Genomic DNA, 17,164 nt, shown 5'->3' on the forward strand with positions numbered 1-17,164 from the left:
ACGTGTTGGCTGTATTAATGATTTTCATAAGATGAACAGATACGATTTATTCGTGCCTGGGGCGGTGTCTGGGGAGAATAAATGTCATTTTTAAGTTTAATTAATATATTTGACGAATTGGTTTCAAATATTGTACGGCTTGCTGCGTGAAATCTCGCCGTGAATTTTATCGGTGTTATTTAACCCAGCTATGACTCATCCGTCGTCACCGCTCAAAATGTCACCAAAACTTCCCGCGATCTCTTAACCCCGTTGTGGCATAATGCGCGCCAAATCACATTCCCTATGTATAAAGAGCGAGCGCTGTGTTAAGCACCAACAACATCACCATGCAGTTCGGCAGCAAGCCGTTGTTTGAAAACATCTCTGTTAAATTCGGCGGCGGCAACCGTTATGGCCTGATCGGCGCCAACGGCTGCGGCAAGTCCACCTTTATGAAAATCCTCGGCGGCGATTTGGCGCCGACCGGCGGCAACGTGTTCCTCGATCCGAACGAGCGCCTGGGTAAACTGCGTCAGGATCAGTTCGCCTTCGAACAGTACAGCGTGCTGGACACCGTGATCATGGGCCACACCGAGCTGTGGGCGGTGAAGGAAGAGCGCGACCGCATCTACGCCATGGCGGAGATGAGCGAAGAAGACGGCTATAAAGTGGCCGATCTGGAAGTCGCCTACGGCGAGATGGACGGTTACACCGCCGAAGCGCGCGCCGGCGAACTGCTGCTTGGCGTCGGCATTCCGGTGGAACAGCACTATGGCCCGATGAGCGAAATCGCGCCGGGCTGGAAGTTGCGCGTGCTGCTGGCGCAGGCGCTGTTCTCCGATCCGGAAATCCTGCTGCTCGACGAACCGACCAACAACCTGGACATCGATACCATTCGCTGGCTGGAGCAGGTGCTGAACGAACGCAACAGCACCATGATCATCATCTCGCACGACCGTCACTTCCTGAACATGGTCTGCACCCACATGGCGGATCTGGACTACGGCGAACTGCGCGTTTATCCGGGCAACTACGACGAATACATGACCGCCGCCACCCAGGCGCGTGAACGTCTGCTGGCCGACAACGCCAAGAAGAAGGCGCAGATCAACGAACTGCAATCGTTCGTCAGCCGTTTCAGCGCCAACGCCTCCAAATCCAAGCAGGCCACCTCGCGCGCCCGCCAGATCGACAAGATCCAGTTGGAAGAAGTGAAGGCCTCTAGCCGCCAGAACCCGTTCATCCGTTTCGATCAGGACAAGAAGCTGTTCCGTAACGCGCTGGAAGTGGAAGCGCTCACCAAGGGCTTCGACAACGGCCCGCTGTTCAGCAAGCTGAACCTGATGGTGGAAGTGGGTGAGAAGGTTGCGGTGCTGGGCGCCAACGGCATCGGTAAAACCACCCTGCTGAAAACGCTGGTGGGCGACGCGCAGCCGGACAGCGGCACCGTGAAGTGGTCGGAAAACGCCCGTATCGGTTACTACGCGCAGGATCACGAATACGAGTTTGACGATACCCTGACCGTGTTCGACTGGATGAGCCAGTGGAAGCAGGAAAAAGACGACGAGCAGGCGGTGCGCAGCGTGCTGGGCCGTTTACTGTTCAGCCAGGACGACATCAAGAAGAAAGTGAAGGTGCTGTCCGGCGGTGAGAAGGGCCGCATGTTGTTCGGCAAGCTGATGATGCAGCGCCCGAATATTCTGGTGATGGACGAACCGACCAACCACCTGGATATGGAATCCATTGAATCGCTGAACATGGCGCTGGAGATGTACGAAGGCACGCTGATCTTCGTCTCCCACGACCGTGAGTTCGTCAGCTCGCTGGCGACGCGCATTCTGGAAATCACCCCGAACAAGGTGATCGACTTTACCGGCAACTACGAAGACTATCTGCGCAGCCAGGGCATCGTGTAACCCTCGCGGCAACGCATCAGGGCGGGAATTATCCCGCCCTTTTTTTATCCGTCATTCCCCGCCGCACACCTCGCAGTGCGGATCCTTCGGCAGTTTCATCTCCCGGAACTGCATGCTCATCGCATCGAACATCAACAGCTTGCCGCGCAGCGGCTGACCATAGTCGGCCAGCAGCTTGATGGCTTCCATCGCCTGCAGGGTGCCGATAGTGCCGACCAGCGGCGCCATCACGCCCGCTTCGACGCAGGTGAGGGCGCTGTCGCCGAACAGCCGGCTCAGGCAGCGGTAGCAGGGCTCGCCCGGCTGATAGGTGAACACGCTGAGCTGGCCTTCCATGCGGATCGCCGCACCGGAAACCAGCGGCCTCTGCTGCGCGTGGCACAGGCGATTCAGGGCGTCGCGCGCCGCCACGTTGTCGGTGCAGTCCAGCACCAGATCGCAGGCGGCGATCTCTGCCGCGACCGTGTCATCTTCCAAACGGCCGTCGATCGCGTCGATGCGGATATGCGGGTTGATGGCGCTCAGTTCCTGCCTGGCGGAGGCGACCTTGCTCTGGCCGATGCGATCGTCGCGGTGCAGGATCTGGCGCTGCAGGTTGGAGAGCGAGACGGTGTCGAAATCCACCAGCACCAGATGGCCGACGCCGGCCGCTGCCAGATATGGCGCGGCGGCGCAGCCCAGCCCGCCCAGCCCGGCGATCAGTACGCGGGCGGCCTTCAGCTTCTCCTGGCCGTCGAAGTCAAAGCCGCGCAGCACGATCTGGCGGTTGTAGCGCAGCGCTTCGGCGTCGGTCAATTCCGGCAGCATGCTCAGCTCCTCAGTAGGGCGTTGAACGGCTCTATATCAACCGTTTCGCCTACCGCCACCGAACCGCGTTCGCGCTCCAGCACGATGAAGCAGTTGCCCTGGCTGTAAGAGCTGAAGACGTGCGAGCCCTGGTGGCCGGTGGTGCTGACCTCCAGTTCGCCCGCGGCGTTGCTGCTGAACACGCCGCGCTGGAAATCGAGGCGGCCCGGCGATTTCTTCAGCGGGGTCAGCGCCCGTGCGCGCAGGCGCGGCGGCAGGCGCCAGTCGCTGTGGCCGGCCAGCTTCGCCAGCAGCGGTTGCACCAGTTGGTAGAAGGTCAGGGCGGCGGAAACCGGGTTGCCCGGCAGGCCGCAGAACCAGGCGTGGCCCAGTTTGCCGAAGGCGAAGGGTTTGCCGGGTTTGATCGCCAGCTTCCAGAAGCTGACCTGGCCCAGTTCGTCGAGCATTTGTTTGGTGTAGTCGGCTTCGCCGACCGAAACGCCGCCGCTGCTGATGACCACGTCGGCCTGGCTGCCTGCCTGTGTGAAGGCGTCGCGCAGTGCATCGCGATCGTCGCGGATAATGCCGAGATCGAGCACTTCACAGCCCATCTGCTCCAGCATCAGGCGCACCGCGAAGCGGTTGGTGTCGTAGATTTGGCCCGCCTGCAGCGGCTGGCCGACCGGCTGCAGTTCGTCGCCGGTGGAGAACACCGCCACCTTCAGCTTACGCATCACCTGCACCTCGGCGACGCCAAGCGAAGCCAGCAGCGGCAGCTGCGCGGCGCCCAGCTTCACGCCGGCCGGCAACACGCTCGCGCCGCGGCGAATGTCTTCACCCGCCAGACGGATATTCTGGCTGGCTTCAACCGGCGCGGAAAAACGCACGCCCTGGTCGCTCACCTCGGCCTGCTCCTGCATCACTACCGCGTCCGCCCCGGCCGGGATCGGCGCGCCGGTCATGATGCGCACGCAGCTGTTGGCCGGCCATTGGCCGTCGAACGGCGCACCGGCGAAGGCCTTACCGGCGACCGGCAGCGGCGCATTGGCCGCCAGATCGGCGAGGCGCACAGCATAGCCGTCCATCGCCGAGTTGGCGAACGGCGGCACGTCGAGCGGTGAGACCACCGGCGCGGCGGTGATGCGGCCGGCGGCGGCGGTCAGCGCGATGGATTCGGTCTGCTGCAGCGGGGCGATCTGCCCGAGCATTTTTTCCAGCGCTTGCTCCAGGGAAATGAGATCGGAAGTATGGCAATGATCCATAAAGGGAACTCCGTAATCAGGGTGCGCTAAAATAGCGACAAAGTGCGGGTATTATGGCAGAGAACGCCGGGGGGGAGAACGGGTTATGCCCGTCATCTTTCGCACTGCGGCGCTGGGGCGATCGGGTATAAACTGCGTAAAACAGAGGAGAATCATGATGCATAAACAGGTTATCGACTTCTGGTTCGACGAGATCGAACCGATCATGTGGTTCAAAAAGGACGACGATTTCGATCGTCTGCTGCACAGCCGTTTCGGCGAAATCTGGCGCGCGGCGGCGGCGGGGGAGTTGGCGCACTGGCGCGACACCATCGAGGGGCGGCTGGCGGAGGTGATCGTGCTCGATCAGTTCAGCCGCAACCTGTTCCGCGGCACACCGCAGTCGTTCGCCTGCGACGGCATGGCGTTGATCCTGGCGCAGGAGGCGATCCGCAGCGGCGAGTGCGAGCGGCTGAGTCGCGAGCAGCGCGGTTTCCTTTATCTGCCGTTCATGCATTCGGAATCGCCGCTAATCCACCAGCAGGCGCTGGTGCTGTACACCGAGCTCAATAACGGCGACCAGCTGGAGTTCGAGCTTCGGCACAAGGCGATCATCGATCGTTTCGGCCGCTACCCGCATCGCAATGCGATATTGGGGCGCACCAGCACGCCGGAAGAAGAGGCTTTTTTACAGCAGCCCGGATCGGGTTTTTAATCTCGGATCATCTGCGCCCGGCCGGGGAAAAAACAGCAGGCCGGGCGCCGCAATAAGCGTTATTCAGCGCGAACGTTTATTTCCTTACGCCATGCCGCTATTTCCGCACGCGGAATTACCAATAATCTCGGCCGTACGATCGGCGGTTTACGGCTTTTTATAACCTGCTGTTTTTATTCCAATAAGCTATTTCAAGGTGCGAAACGGTCTAAGCGGACTACGCTAAAAGCGGGACGTGGACGTTATGCTGTACTTCCACTGTAGGACTAAATAGAGTCGAAAAAGACTGAATAATAATGATACCGCGCTCAGCTTATTCGCTGCGCAACGGCGGGATTAACACAGGGTGTCAGGCAAATGAGCAAACCAGTGATTGCCATTCATGGCGGCGCGGGCGCAATTACCCGGGCGGCGCTGAGTGCGGAAAAAGAACGGCAGTATATCCAGGCGCTGTCCGAGATCGTGACCGCCGGGCAGGCGATACTGGCCCAGGGCGGCAGCGCGCTGGACGCGGTGACCGAAGCGGTGCGGCTGCTCGAAGAGTGCCCGCTGTTCAACGCCGGCAAAGGCTCGGTGTTTACCCATCAGGGCACTCACGAACTGGACGCCTGCGTGATGGACGGCCGCACCTGCGATGCCGGCGCCGTCGCCGGCGTCAGCCGCATCCGCAACCCGGTGCTGGCGGCGCGCGCGGTGCTGGAAAACAGCGAACACGTGCTGTTTGCCGCCGAAGGCGCCGAGAAGTTTGCCGCCGCCCACGGCCTGGAAATGGTTACCCCTGACTTCTTCTTTACCCAAGAACGTTTCGATCAGCTGCACCGCGCCCAGGCGGAGCAGGGCCGGGTATTGCTCGATCACGACGGCGCGGCGCAGGCCGGCGATCCGCTCGATCCCGATCGCAAATTCGGCACCGTCGGCGCGGTGGCGCTGGATGCGCTGGGCAACCTCGCCGCCGCGACTTCGACCGGTGGCATGACCAACAAGCAGGCCGGGCGGGTAGGCGACACGCCGATTATCGGCGCCGGCTGCTATGCCAACAACGCCACCGTGGCGGTTTCCAGCACCGGCACCGGCGAAATCTTCATGCGCGGCGTGGCGGCCTATGATGTTTCCGCCCTGATCGAATACGGCGATCTGAGCCTGCAGGCGGCCAGCGATCGGGTGGTGATGGAGAAGCTGCCTGCACTGGGCGGCAGCGGCGGCATGATCGCCGTTGATCGCCACGGCAATATCGCGCTGCCGTTCAACTGCGAGGGGATGTATCGCGGTTTTGGCTATGTCGGCGATGCGCCGTCCGTCGGGATTTACCGCTAAGCGTTCACCGGGAGGGTGCATGACCGACGTTTTACTTCGACCCGCAGCCAGCGGCGGGCCGTCATTGCCGCCGCAGCGGGTGCTGACGGTGCGCGATCTGAGCATCAGCTTTCCTCAACCGGACGGCGCCGTAGAAGCGGTGCGCAACCTGTCGTTCGATCTCGATCGCGGCGAGACGCTGGCGATCGTCGGCGAGTCTGGCTCCGGCAAATCGGTCACTTCGCTGGGGCTGATGCGGTTGGTGGAGCAGGGCGGCGGGCGCATCGTCAGCGGCGCCATGACGCTGCGCCGGCGCGACGGCGCGCTGCTCGATCTGGCGCAGGCCTCGCAGAGCACGCTGCGCACGGTGCGCGGCGCCGACATGGCGATGATCTTCCAGGAGCCGATGACTTCGCTCAACCCGGTATTTCCGGTCGGCGAGCAGATCGCCGAATCGCTGCGCCTGCATCAGGGCATGGATCGCCGCAGCGCGCGCCAAGAGGCGCTGCGCATGCTCGATCTGGTGCGTATTCCGGAGGCCAAAGAGGTGCTGGGGCGCTACCCGCACCAGCTTTCCGGCGGCATGCGCCAGCGGGTGATGATCGCCATGGCGCTCTCCTGCAAGCCGGCGCTGCTGATCGCCGATGAACCCACCACCGCCCTCGACGTCACCATTCAGGCGCAGATCCTGCAGCTGATCCGCGTGCTGCAACGGGAGATGCAGATGGGGGTGATCTTCATCACTCATGACATGGGCGTGGTGGCGGAGATAGCCGACCGGGTGCTGGTGATGCGCCGCGGCGAGCAGGTGGAACAAAATCGGGTGCGCGAGCTGTTCGCCGCGCCGCAGCAGGCCTATACCCGGGCGCTGTTGGCGGCGGTGCCGAAGCTGGGGGCGATGGCCGATCGGCCGCTGCCGGCGAAGTTTCCGTTGCCGGGCGGCGAGGGGGATACGGCGCCGCAGGATACCGTGCCGCCAGACGCCGCGCCGATCCTGCAGGTGGAGCATCTGGTCACGCGTTTTGATCTGCGCGGCGGGTTGTTCAATCGGGTTACTCGCCGGGTGCACGCGGTGGAAAACGTCAGTTTCGATCTTTACCCCGGCGAGACGCTGGGGCTGGTGGGCGAGTCCGGCTGCGGCAAGTCCACCACCGGGCGCTCTTTGCTGAAGCTGGTGGACAGCCAGAGCGGCACCATCACCTTCGCCGGGCGGCGGATAGATCAGTTGAAGGGGCCGGCGCTGCAGCACCTGCGGCGCGATATTCAGTTCATCTTTCAGGATCCATACGCTTCGCTTGATCCGCGCCTGACGGTCGGTTTTTCCATCATGGAGCCGCTGCTGGTGCATAACGTGATGCGCGGCCGCGAGGCGGAGCAACGGGTGGCCTGGCTGCTGGAGCGCGTCGGCCTGCTGCCGGAGCATGCGCGCCGCTACCCGCACGAATTTTCCGGCGGCCAGCGCCAGCGCATCTGCATCGCGCGCGCGCTGGCGCTGAACCCGAAAGTGGTGATCGCCGACGAGGCGGTGTCGGCGCTGGACGTGTCGATTCAGGCGCAGATCGTCAATCTGCTGCTCGACCTGCAGCGCGAGTTCGGCATCGCTTTTCTGTTCATTTCACACGACATGGCGGTGGTGGAACGCATCAGCCACCGGGTGGCGGTGATGTACCTCGGGCAGATCGTCGAGATCGGCCCGCGGCAGGCGGTGTTCGACAACCCGCAGCACCCTTACACCCGCAAACTGATGACGGCGGTGCCGGTGGCCGATCCCGCTCATGCCCACAAACGGCAGCCACTGCCGGCCGATGAGATCCCGAGCCCGGTGCGCGCGCTGGGCGATGAACCCGTTACCGCACCGCTGGTGCAGGTTGGCGCCGAGCACTTTGTCGCCCGCCACCCGATCGCCGGTGCTTTTTAAAGACCTCAGGAGAGACAAGCGACATGAAGCACACATTCAAACGCAATGCGCTGTTGGCCGCCGTACTGCTGGCGGCGGGAGCCGGCCCGGTCTGGGCGGCGAAGGACGCGGTGATCGCCGTGGCCTCCAACTTCACCATCCTCGATCCTTACGACGCCAACGATACGCTGTCGCAGGCGGTGGCCAAGTCTTTCTATCAGGGGCTGTTCGGCTTCGACAAGGACATGAAGCTGGTGAACGTGCTGGCGGACAGCTATGAGGTCAGCAAAGACGGCCTGACCTACACCGTCAAACTGCGCCAGGGGATTAAATTCCACGACGGTACCGCGTTCAACGCCGAGGCGGTGAAGGTAAACCTCGATCGCGCCAGCAACCCGGACAGCCACCTCAAGCGCTACAACCTGTTCAAGATGATCGACAAAACCGAAGCGGTGGACGCCAATACGGTGAAGATCGTGCTGAAAGCGCCGTTCTCGGCGTTCGTCAACAACCTGGCGCACCCGGCGGCGGCGATCATCTCGCCGGCGGCGCTGAAGCAATACGGCAAGGAGATCGGTTTCCACCCGGTCGGCACCGGGCCGTATCAATTCGTCACCTGGAACCAGACCGATTTCGTCAAGGTGAAGAAGTTCGACGGCTACTGGCAGCCGGGGCTGCCGAAGCTCGACAGCATCACCTGGCGCCCGGTGGTGGATAACAACACCCGCGCGGCGATGCTGCAAACCGGCGAGGCGACCTTCGCCTTCCCGATCCCTTACGAGCAGGCCAAGGTGCTGGAAGGCAACGCCAAGCTGGACGTGGTGGCCGCGCCGTCGATCCTGCAGCGTTACATCAGCATGAACGTCACTCAGAAGCCGTTCGACAACCCGAAGGTGCGCCAGGCGCTGAACTATGCCATCAACAAGGACGCGCTGATCAAAGTGGCGTTCGCCGGGTACGCGGTGCCGGCGGAAGGGCCGGTGCCGCCGGCCATTGACTTCGCCGCCCGCTATAAGCCGTGGCCGTACGATCCGGCCAAGGCGCGCGAGCTGCTGAAAGAGGCCGGCTACCCGAACGGCTTCACCACCACGCTGTGGTCTTCCCACAACCACAGCACCGCGCAGAAGGTGCTGCAGTTCACCCAGCAGCAGCTGGCGCAGGTGGGGGTGAAAGTGACGGTGACGGCGATGGATGCCGGGCAGCGTGCGGCGCAGGTGGAGAGCGTCGGGGTGAAAGACACCGGCGTGCGGCTGTTCTACACCGGCTGGTCGGCCTCGACCGGGGAAGCGGACTGGGCGCTGTCGCCGCTGTTCTCCACCCAGGCGGCGCCGCCGAAGCAGTTCAACACCGCGTTCTACAGCAACCCTCAGGTGGATAAGGATCTGACCGACGCGCTGGCGACCACCGATCGCGCCGAGAAGCAGAAGCTGTATCAGGACGCGCAGGATCGCATTTGGGCCGATGCGCCCTGGATCTTCCTGGCGACCGAACGTCTGTTGTCGGCCAACAGCAAACAGCTGAGCGGTTTCTACGTGATGCCGGATACCTCGTTCAACTTTGATAACGCCGATCTGAAATAAGGCGCCCATCCCCGCCTGCGGCCAAGCGGCGGCGGGCGGGGGAAGGAATGAGATGCTCAATTATTTTCTGAAACGACTGCTGGGCCTGATCCCGACGCTGCTGATCGTGGCGGTGCTGGTGTTCCTGTTCGTCCACCTGCTGCCGGGCGATCCGGCGCGGCTGGCGGCGGGGCCGGAGGCCGACGAGGCGGTGGTGCAGCTGGTGCGCAAGGATTTGGGGCTGGATCAGCCGCTGCCGCAGCAGTTCGCACACTTCTTCGTCAACGCGCTGCGGGGCGACTTCGGCATCTCGATGGTGTCCAAGCGCCCGGTGAGCGAAGAGATCGCCTCGCGCTTTATGCCGACCTTTTGGCTGACCGTCACCAGCATGCTGTGGGCGGTGGCGTTCGGCCTGGCGATCGGCGTGGTGTCGGCGGTGTGGCGCAACCGTTGGCCGGATCGCCTCGGCATGACGCTGGCGGTGTCGGGGATCTCGTTCCCGGCCTTTGCGCTCGGCATGCTGCTGATGCAGGTGTTCTCGGTCGAACTGGGGTGGCTGCCGACGGTGGGCGCCGACAGCTGGCAACACTACATTCTGCCTTCGATCACCCTGGGGGCGGCGGTGGCGGCGGTGATGGCGCGTTTCACCCGCGCTTCGTTCGTCGAGGTGCTGCAGGAAGACTACATGCGCACCGCGCGCGCCAAGGGCGTGCGGGAAAGCGTGGTGGTGATGAAACACGGCCTGCGCAACGCGATGATCCCGGTGGTGACCATGATGGGGCTGCAGTTCGGCTTCCTGCTCGGCGGTTCGATCGTGGTGGAGAAGGTGTTCAACTGGCCGGGGTTGGGGCGGTTGCTGGTGGACTCGGTGGAGATGCGCGATTATCCGGTGATCCAGGCCGAGGTGCTGCTGTTCTCGCTGGAATTCATTCTGATCAACCTGCTGGTGGATATGCTGTACGCGGCGATTAACCCGGCGATTCGTTATCAATGAGGACGCGGCATGATTAAGCATTGGCGGCGCAACGCCGCACTGAAGGCGATGCCGCTTATCGATCCCAACGCGGTACGCACGCCGTGGAGCGAGTTTTGGCGGCGTTTTCGCCGCCAGCGGGCGGCGCTGGTCGCCGGTCTGTTGGTGCTGCTGCTGATTGCGGCGGCGCTGCTGGCGCCTTATCTGGCACCGTTCGATGCGGAAAACTATTTCGATTACGATCGGCTGAACGAGGGGCCTTCGCTGATGCACTGGCTGGGCGTGGATTCTCTCGGGCGCGATATCTTCAGCCGCATCCTGATGGGCACGCGCATTTCGCTGGCGGCCGGGGTGTTCTCGGTGCTGGCGGGCGGGGCGATCGGCACCCTGCTGGGGCTGCTGGCCGGCTACTATGAGGGCTGGTGGGATCGCCTCACCATGCGCGTCTGCGATGTGCTGTTCGCGTTTCCCGGCATTCTGCTGGCGATCGGCGTGGTGGCGATCATGGGCAGCGGCATGGCCAACGTGATCGTCGCGGTGGCGATCTTCAGCATTCCGGCCTTCGCCCGCCTGGTGCGCGGCAATACGCTGGTGCTGAAGCACCTGACCTATATCGAATCGGCGCGCAGCATCGGCGCCTCGGACTGGACCATCATCCTGCGGCACATTCTGCCGGGCACTCTGTCTTCGATCGTGGTCTATTTTACCCTGCGCATCGGCACCTCGATCATCACCGCCGCCAGCCTGTCGTTTCTGGGCCTGGGCGCCCAGCCGCCGACGCCGGAGTGGGGGGCGATGCTCAACGAAGCGCGCGCCGATATGGTGATCGCGCCGCACGTGGCGATCTTCCCCAGTCTGGCGATATTCATTACCGTGCTGGCGTTCAACCTGTTGGGCGACGGATTGCGCGACGCGCTGGATCCTAAGCTGAAGGGATGATGCTTTAACGTATGGCGCATATTTGAACGGGCTCAAATGACGTCTCAATGCTACTATCGTTCAATAAACCGTGTTGTTTGCACGAAAATGAGTGAGAGAGGTGCCGATGCCAGTAAAACAACGAACGACGCAAAGTGTGACCATGACGCTGGAACGCAGTTTGTTGAGCCGTGCGCGTGAGGCGGGGATTAATCTCAGCGCGACGCTAACTGCTGCTTTAGATGCTGAGTTACGTCAGCATGAGAGGATAAAATGGCAGGAAGAAAACCGAGAGGCGCTTGAAGCGCTTAACCGATTTAATGATGAGCATGGTTGCTTTAGCGACGAATACAGGACGTTTTAGCGATGCAATTTACGGTGTATGCGAATAGGGGGAACAGCGCGGTTTATCCCCTGCTGCTTGATGTGACGAGCGATATCATTGGGCAATTAAATCGTCGAGTTGTGATCCCTTTGTTGCCCGTTGAAAAATACCCGGGGAGTACGCGACCGGAACGCTTGATCCCGTTGATCAGATTGATTGATGACAACGAGTACGCCGTGATGACATATGAAATGGCCAGCATCCCGGTTCGGGCTTTGGGGGCCGAGTTTTGTGATGTTTCCCAGTATCGGACCAGGATAAAAGCCGCCATCGACTTTCTTCTTGACGGTATTTGAAGAAATCCGGGCGCTTTAATAACCGCCCGGATTTTTTTATCAGCGGAACAGGTGCTCGGCGTGGAAGCGCAGGTGATCTTCCACGAAGGTGGCGATGGTGAAGTAGCTGTGATCGTACCCCGGCTGAATGCGCAGCGTCAGCGGCCAGTCGCGCTGGCGCGCCAGCTCGGCTAACCGCGCCGGCTGCAGCTGATCGGCCAGGAACTGGTCGTCGTCGCCCTGGTCGATAAGGACCGGCATTTTTTCCGCGCCGCTGGCCAGCAGATGGCAGCTGTCGTACTGCAGCCACTGGCTTTCGTCGCTGCCCAGATAGGCGGTGAACGCCTTGCGACCCCACGGCACCTGGCACGGGTTAACGATCGGCGCGAACGCCGATACCGAGCGGAAGCGCTGCGGATTGCGAAACGCCATCATCAGCGCGCCGTGGCCGCCCATCGAGTGGCCGAAGATCGACTGACGATCGCTGACGCTGAAGTGCTGTTCGATCAGCGCCGGCAGTTCGGCGCTGATGTAGTCGTACATGCGGAAATGGCGATCCCACGGCGCCTGGGTGGCGTTCAGGTAGAACCCGGCGCCCTGGCCCAGATCGTAGCCTTCGTCGTTCGGCACTTCGTCGCCACGCGGGCTGGTGTCCGGCATCACCAGCACCAGACCCAGCTCGGCGGCGATGCGCTGCGCGCCGGCTTTCAACGTGAAGTTCTCGTCGTTGCAGGTCAGCCCCGACAGCCAGTACAGCACCGGCGGCGGGTTGTCATCGCGCGGCGGCGGCAGGTAGATGCTGAATGTCATGTTGCAATTCAGGCTCTGCGCCGCGTGGCGATAGCGCTGCTGCCAGCCGCCGAACATGCGGTGCTCTTCGAGAAGTTCCAATGACAACGTCATCTCTGCCTCCTGGCTTATTGGTCGAAGTGGATGACGGAACGGATCGATTTGCCTTCGTGCATCAAATCGAACGCTTCGTTGATCTGCTCCAGCCCCATGGTATGGGTGATAAAGTCGTTCAGCGCGAATTCGCCGCCCAGATAGCGCTCGACGATGCCCGGCAGCTGCGAACGGCCCTTGACGCCGCCGAACGCCGAACCGCGCCAGACGCGGCCGGTGACCAGTTGGAACGGACGGGTCGAGATCTCTTCGCCCGCGCCCGCGACGCCGATGATCACCGATTCACCCCAGCCCTTGTGGCAGCACTCCAGCGCGGAACGCATCACGTTGACGTTGCCGATGCACTCGAAGGAGAAGTCGACGCCGCCGTCGGTCAGCTCGACGATCACGTCCTGAATCGGCTTGTCATAGTCTTTCGGGTTGATCAGATCGGTAGCGCCCAGCTTGCGCGCCAGATCGAACTTGCTGGTGTTGATGTCGATGCCGATGATGCGGCCCGCGCCGGCCATCTGCGCGCCGATAATCGCCGACAGGCCGATGCCGCCCAGACCGAAGATCGCCACGGTGTCGCCCGGCTGCACTTTGGCGGTGTTCATCACCGCACCCATGCCGGTGGTGACGCCACAGCCCAGCAGGCACACTTCTTCCAGCGGCGCTTCCTTGTTGATTTTCGCCAGTGAAATCTCCGGCACCACGGTGTATTCGGAGAAGGTGGAGGTGCCCATGTAGTGGAAGATCGGCTTGCCATCTTTGAAGAAGCGGGTGGTGCCGTCCGGCATCAGCCCTTTGCCCTGGGTGGCGCGGATCGCTTGGCACAGGTTGGTCTTGCCGGATTTACAGAATTTGCACTCGCCGCACTCCGGGGTGTAGAGCGGGATCACGTGATCGCCGACCGCCACGCTGGTGACGCCTTCACCGACCGCTTCCACCACGCCGCCGCCCTCGTGGCCGAGGATCGCCGGGAACACGCCTTCCGGATCTTTGCCGGACAGGGTGTAGGCGTCAGTGTGACAAACGCCGGTGGCGACGATCCGCACCAGCACTTCGCCTTTTTGCGGTGGCATCAGCTCGACTTCTTCGATCTTCAGCGGCTGGTTCGGGCCCCAGGCAACGGCGGCGCGGGTTTTGATCATCTCCATCATAGTCTCCTCAGTGGTTTTCTTTTTAAATCAGGCGATATCGACAACGTCTGATAAATCGTTGGGGGTGCTTTCATCAACAGCGGCGGTTTCCGTCTGTTCAATAATCAACTCTTTCAGCGCGCGCACGTTCGGCCCGAACGCGTCGCGGCGCCACAGCAACCAGGTGGCGGTGTCGGCCACGTCCGGCGGCAGGGGGTGAACCCGGACCCGCTCATGGCCCGGCAGCAGGCTCAGCACCGAATGCGGGATCATCGCCAGCCCGGCGCCGCTGGCGACGCAGGCCAGCATGGCGTGATAGGACTGGATTTCCATAATTTGCCCCGGCCGCGCGCCTTCGCGCTTGAACCAGGCCTCCAGCCGTAGGCGGTAGGAGCAGCTGGCGCGAAAGGCGAACAGCGTTTCGCCGTTGGCGTCTTTGGCGCTGTGGATCGGCGCGTGATCGAGACAGGAGATCACCACCATATGTTCAGGATAGGCGATACAGCCGTTCAACTCGTCATAAGGTACCGGGCCGTCGACCAGCGCCGCGGCCAGCGTGCCGGCGCGCACCCGATCGGCGATTTCGCCGGAGGTGCCGGTGGTCAGCGACAGCGAAACCTGCGAGAAGCGCTGGTGGTAAGCCGCCAGCAGCGAGGGCAGGCGGGTAGCGGCGGTGCTCTCCATCGAGCCGAGGGCGAAGTTGCCCGCCGGTTCGCCGGCGTGGGTGATGCTCATCGCCTCGTCGCTCAGCGCCAGGATGCGGTTGGCGTAGCACAGAAAGTTATGGCCCATCGGCGACAGGCGCAGGCGCTGTTTTTCGCGGATAAACAGATCGGCGCCCAGCTCCTGTTCGAGCTGGCGCAGCCGGGTGGTCAAATTCGACGGCACGCGGTGCAACTGCTCGGCGGCGCGGGCGACCGAGCCGGTTTCCGCCACGCAGCAGAACATGCGAAGCTGGGTCAGATCCATAATATTCTCGTTTCGTGATGAACTTGATAACTATTATTCAGTTTTTGTGAGTTTAATACTGCGGCATGATACTGGCAACTTTCTTTTAACCTTTTGGATACCGATATGGCTTTACGTATTGCCTTGAGCGGTTTTGCCGCACTGATCGTCGCGATGGGCATTGGCCGCTTCGCTTTCACTCCCCAGGTGCCGCTGATGATCGCGGAACACCAGTTCAGCCTGACCGGCGCCGGGCTGGTGGCGGCGATCAACTATTTGGGCTACCTGTGCGGCGCCTACGACGCGATGCGCGCCACGCGCCACGTCGAGCGGCGCCTGTGGCTTGGCGTGTGGGGCGCGGTGGCGCTGACGCTGCTGTCGGCGCTGGCGCAGGATGAATGGACGCACGGCGCGCTGCGCTTCGTCATCGGCTGGGCCAGCGGCTGGGCGATGGTGCTGGTGGCGGCCTGGACCAATGAGCGGTTGGCGCACTACGGCCGGCCGGCGCTGAGCGCGGCGGTGTTCGCCGGGCCGGGCGCCGGTATCTTCCTCAGCGGCATGCTGGCGGTGGGCATCAACACGCTGGGGCTGACGGCGGCGCAGGCCTGGCTGGTGTATGGCGTGCCGGCGCTGGCGTTGGTGGGGGCGATTAGCGCCTTTCTGCCGCGCAGCGGCGAGCTGCATCGCCCGGACGTGGCCCCGGAGCCGCTGCTGCTGACGCCGGCGCTCAAACGCCTGGTGTGGAGCTACAGCCTGGCCGGGTTCGGCTACATCCTGCCGGCGACGTTCTTGTCGCAGATGGCGGCGGCGCGTTTTCCCGGCAGCCTGTTCGCGCAGTTCGTCTGGCCGGTGTTCGGCGGCGCGGCGGTGCTGGGGATCGTTATCGGCATTTTGACCCGCCATCGGCTCACTACCCAGACCCGGTTGGCGATCACGCTGTGGATACAGGCGCTGGGCGTGCTGAGCGCCGAAGTGGTGCCGGGCGTGGCCGGCCTGGCGTTGGGGGCGTTGCTGACCGGCGGCGGCTTCCTCTGCGTGGTGCAGCTCGCCCTTCAGCACGGCCGTGAACTGGCGCCGCGCCATGCGCGTTACATGGCCGGATTGCTGACCACCGGTTATGCGATCGGCCAACTGGTCGGGCCGATGCTGTCGGCGCTGTCGACCGCCTTGACCCATCGGCTGGAACCGGCGCTGTACGTGGCGGTGGCGGCGCTGTTGGTGGCCGGTGCGCTGGTGGTGAATACCCCGGCGCGGCGGTTGGCGCAAAAAACGGCGATGCGGTGATTGAAATCCATACAAAAAGCGTGGAATCCCGCAGCCGGCCTGATTGTGCTAAATGCGAATATTTCACCTGCGGATGAAGCACTATCACTGGATAATCGCCGCGCTCTCATCTACAGTGGGGGCAAAATCTTGACCGGGTTCACGTTATCCACCACGAAAACTCTGCCGTCACGAGAGCAAGCAATTCGCCGGCCGCACGCCCTACCAGGCCGCCGGCGGGTTCCGTCCGCAGGAGAACAAATACATGACATCATTAAGTAAAGAAGCCGCGCTGGTGCATGCGGCGCTGGAAGAGCGTGGTCTGGAGACGCCGCTGCGCGGGGAAGTGCTGGATCGCGAAACGCGCAAGCGCCGCATCAAAGAGCACATGACCGAAATCATGCAGCTGCTGAACCTCGATCTGTCTGATGACAGCCTGGCGGAGACGCCACATCGCATCGCCAAAATGTATGTCGACGAGATCTTCTCCGGGCTGGACTACGCCAACTTCCCGAAAATCACCGTTATCGAGAACAAGATGAAGGTGGATGAGATGGTGACGGTGCGCGATATCACGCTGACCAGCACCTGCGAACACCACTTCGTGACCATCGACGGCAAGGCCACCGTGGCCTATATCCCGAAAGACTCGGTGATCGGCCTGTCGAAGATTAACCGCATCGTGCAGTTCTTCTCCCAGCGTCCGCAGGTGCAAGAGCGCCTGACCCAGCAGATCCTGGTGGCGTTGCAGACCCTGCTCGGCACCAATAACGTGGCGGTATCGATCGATGCGGTCCATTATTGTGTCAAGGCGCGCGGCATCCGCGACGCGACCAGCGCCACCACCACCACTTCGTTGGGGGGGCTGTTCAAGTCCAGCCAGAATACCCGCCAGGAGTTCCTGCGCGCGGTGCGTCATCACCAGGGGTGATGGCGTTGCGGGGCGACCCGCACGACGACAACAGGCGCCTGCGGGCGCCTTTTTCATG

General features: G+C 62.5%; 16 protein-coding genes. 11 read left to right on the forward strand and 5 right to left on the reverse strand.

Annotated features, from left to right (window positions below; all coding sequences use genetic code 11):
• The first annotated feature begins 305 nt into the window (after positions 1-305).
• Positions 306-1,898, forward strand: coding sequence for an ABC-F family ATPase (locus ACJ8IN_RS08380; RefSeq protein ID WP_033637709.1), 1,593 nt, complete (start codon positions 306-308; stop codon positions 1,896-1,898).
• Between the two features lie 51 nt (positions 1,899-1,949).
• Here ACJ8IN_RS08380 and moeB read toward each other — a convergent pair whose 3' ends face one another.
• Positions 1,950-2,705 (reverse strand): molybdopterin-synthase adenylyltransferase MoeB, encoded by a 756-nt coding sequence (gene moeB, locus ACJ8IN_RS08385; protein ID WP_047568531.1) that lies wholly within the window; start codon positions 2,703-2,705, stop codon positions 1,950-1,952.
• A gap of 2 nt (positions 2,706-2,707) precedes the next feature.
• On the reverse strand, positions 2,708-3,946 hold the full coding sequence (gene moeA, locus ACJ8IN_RS08390) for a molybdopterin molybdotransferase MoeA (RefSeq protein ID WP_308325558.1): 1,239 nt from the start codon (positions 3,944-3,946) through the stop codon (positions 2,708-2,710).
• 157 nt (positions 3,947-4,103) lie between these two features.
• On the opposite strand from moeA, the gene ACJ8IN_RS08395 reads away from it, so the two are divergent.
• The 8 genes from ACJ8IN_RS08395 to ACJ8IN_RS08430 all read left to right on the forward strand — a co-directional run bounded on the left by ACJ8IN_RS08395 (position 4,104) and on the right by ACJ8IN_RS08430 (position 11,961).
• On the forward strand, positions 4,104-4,640 hold the full coding sequence (locus ACJ8IN_RS08395) for a DUF924 family protein (protein WP_033646798.1): 537 nt from the start codon (positions 4,104-4,106) through the stop codon (positions 4,638-4,640).
• 357 nt (positions 4,641-4,997) lie between these two features.
• On the forward strand, positions 4,998-5,954 hold the full coding sequence (locus ACJ8IN_RS08400) for an isoaspartyl peptidase/L-asparaginase family protein (RefSeq protein ID WP_033654974.1): 957 nt from the start codon (positions 4,998-5,000) through the stop codon (positions 5,952-5,954).
• A 19-nt stretch (positions 5,955-5,973) separates the two neighbouring features.
• Positions 5,974-7,851: a dipeptide ABC transporter ATP-binding protein gene (locus tag ACJ8IN_RS08405; protein WP_161764241.1), complete on the forward strand. Its 1,878-nt coding sequence runs from the start codon at positions 5,974-5,976 to the stop codon at positions 7,849-7,851.
• Between the two features lie 23 nt (positions 7,852-7,874).
• Complete coding sequence (gene gsiB / locus ACJ8IN_RS08410) at positions 7,875-9,410, forward strand: glutathione ABC transporter substrate-binding protein GsiB (protein ID WP_308325560.1); 1,536 nt, start codon at positions 7,875-7,877, stop codon at positions 9,408-9,410.
• 52 nt (positions 9,411-9,462) lie between these two features.
• Entirely contained in the window at positions 9,463-10,383 is a 921-nt protein-coding gene (gene gsiC / locus ACJ8IN_RS08415; RefSeq protein WP_060427963.1) for a glutathione ABC transporter permease GsiC, read from the forward strand.
• A gap of 9 nt (positions 10,384-10,392) precedes the next feature.
• Positions 10,393-11,301, forward strand: coding sequence for a glutathione ABC transporter permease GsiD (gene gsiD / locus ACJ8IN_RS08420; RefSeq protein WP_049233469.1), 909 nt, complete (start codon positions 10,393-10,395; stop codon positions 11,299-11,301).
• 106 nt (positions 11,302-11,407) lie between these two features.
• Complete coding sequence (locus ACJ8IN_RS08425) at positions 11,408-11,644, forward strand: type II toxin-antitoxin system CcdA family antitoxin (RefSeq protein WP_029988820.1); 237 nt, start codon at positions 11,408-11,410, stop codon at positions 11,642-11,644.
• A 2-nt stretch (positions 11,645-11,646) separates the two neighbouring features.
• Positions 11,647-11,961: a CcdB family protein gene (locus ACJ8IN_RS08430; protein WP_019454426.1), complete on the forward strand. Its 315-nt coding sequence runs from the start codon at positions 11,647-11,649 to the stop codon at positions 11,959-11,961.
• 39 nt (positions 11,962-12,000) lie between these two features.
• Here the strand turns inward: ACJ8IN_RS08430 and fghA are convergent, their stop codons facing one another.
• Genes fghA through ptrR form a run of 3 tightly spaced genes read right to left on the reverse strand, consistent with a single transcriptional unit; the run spans position 12,001 to position 14,933 of the window.
• A complete protein-coding gene (fghA, locus tag ACJ8IN_RS08435; RefSeq protein WP_015377214.1) occupies positions 12,001-12,843 on the reverse strand; it encodes an S-formylglutathione hydrolase in 843 nt (280 codons plus the stop codon).
• A gap of 14 nt (positions 12,844-12,857) precedes the next feature.
• The gene (locus ACJ8IN_RS08440; protein WP_060421497.1) at positions 12,858-13,982 is read right to left on the reverse strand and encodes an S-(hydroxymethyl)glutathione dehydrogenase/class III alcohol dehydrogenase; all 1,125 of its coding nucleotides are present in this window, start codon (positions 13,980-13,982) and stop codon (positions 12,858-12,860) included.
• Between the two features lie 30 nt (positions 13,983-14,012).
• Positions 14,013-14,933 carry a putrescine utilization regulator PtrR gene (ptrR, locus tag ACJ8IN_RS08445; RefSeq protein WP_033654969.1) on the reverse strand — a complete coding sequence of 307 codons (921 nt, stop codon included), beginning with the start codon at positions 14,931-14,933 and terminating at the stop codon, positions 14,013-14,015.
• Positions 14,934-15,038: 105 nt separating this feature from the next.
• Here ptrR and ACJ8IN_RS08450 point away from each other — a divergent pair, with 105 nt between their 5' ends.
• On the forward strand, positions 15,039-16,196 hold the full coding sequence (locus tag ACJ8IN_RS08450) for a YbfB/YjiJ family MFS transporter (protein WP_060421500.1): 1,158 nt from the start codon (positions 15,039-15,041) through the stop codon (positions 16,194-16,196).
• 244 nt (positions 16,197-16,440) lie between these two features.
• Positions 16,441-17,106 (forward strand): GTP cyclohydrolase I FolE, encoded by a 666-nt coding sequence (gene folE, locus ACJ8IN_RS08455; protein ID WP_004938969.1) that lies wholly within the window; start codon positions 16,441-16,443, stop codon positions 17,104-17,106.
• Positions 17,107-17,164 lie beyond the last annotated feature (58 nt).

Origin of the sequence: Serratia sp. CY31944 (assembly GCF_052169175.1) — a bacterium.
In the GTDB taxonomy this organism is placed as follows: domain Bacteria; phylum Pseudomonadota; class Gammaproteobacteria; order Enterobacterales; family Enterobacteriaceae; genus Serratia; species Serratia sarumanii.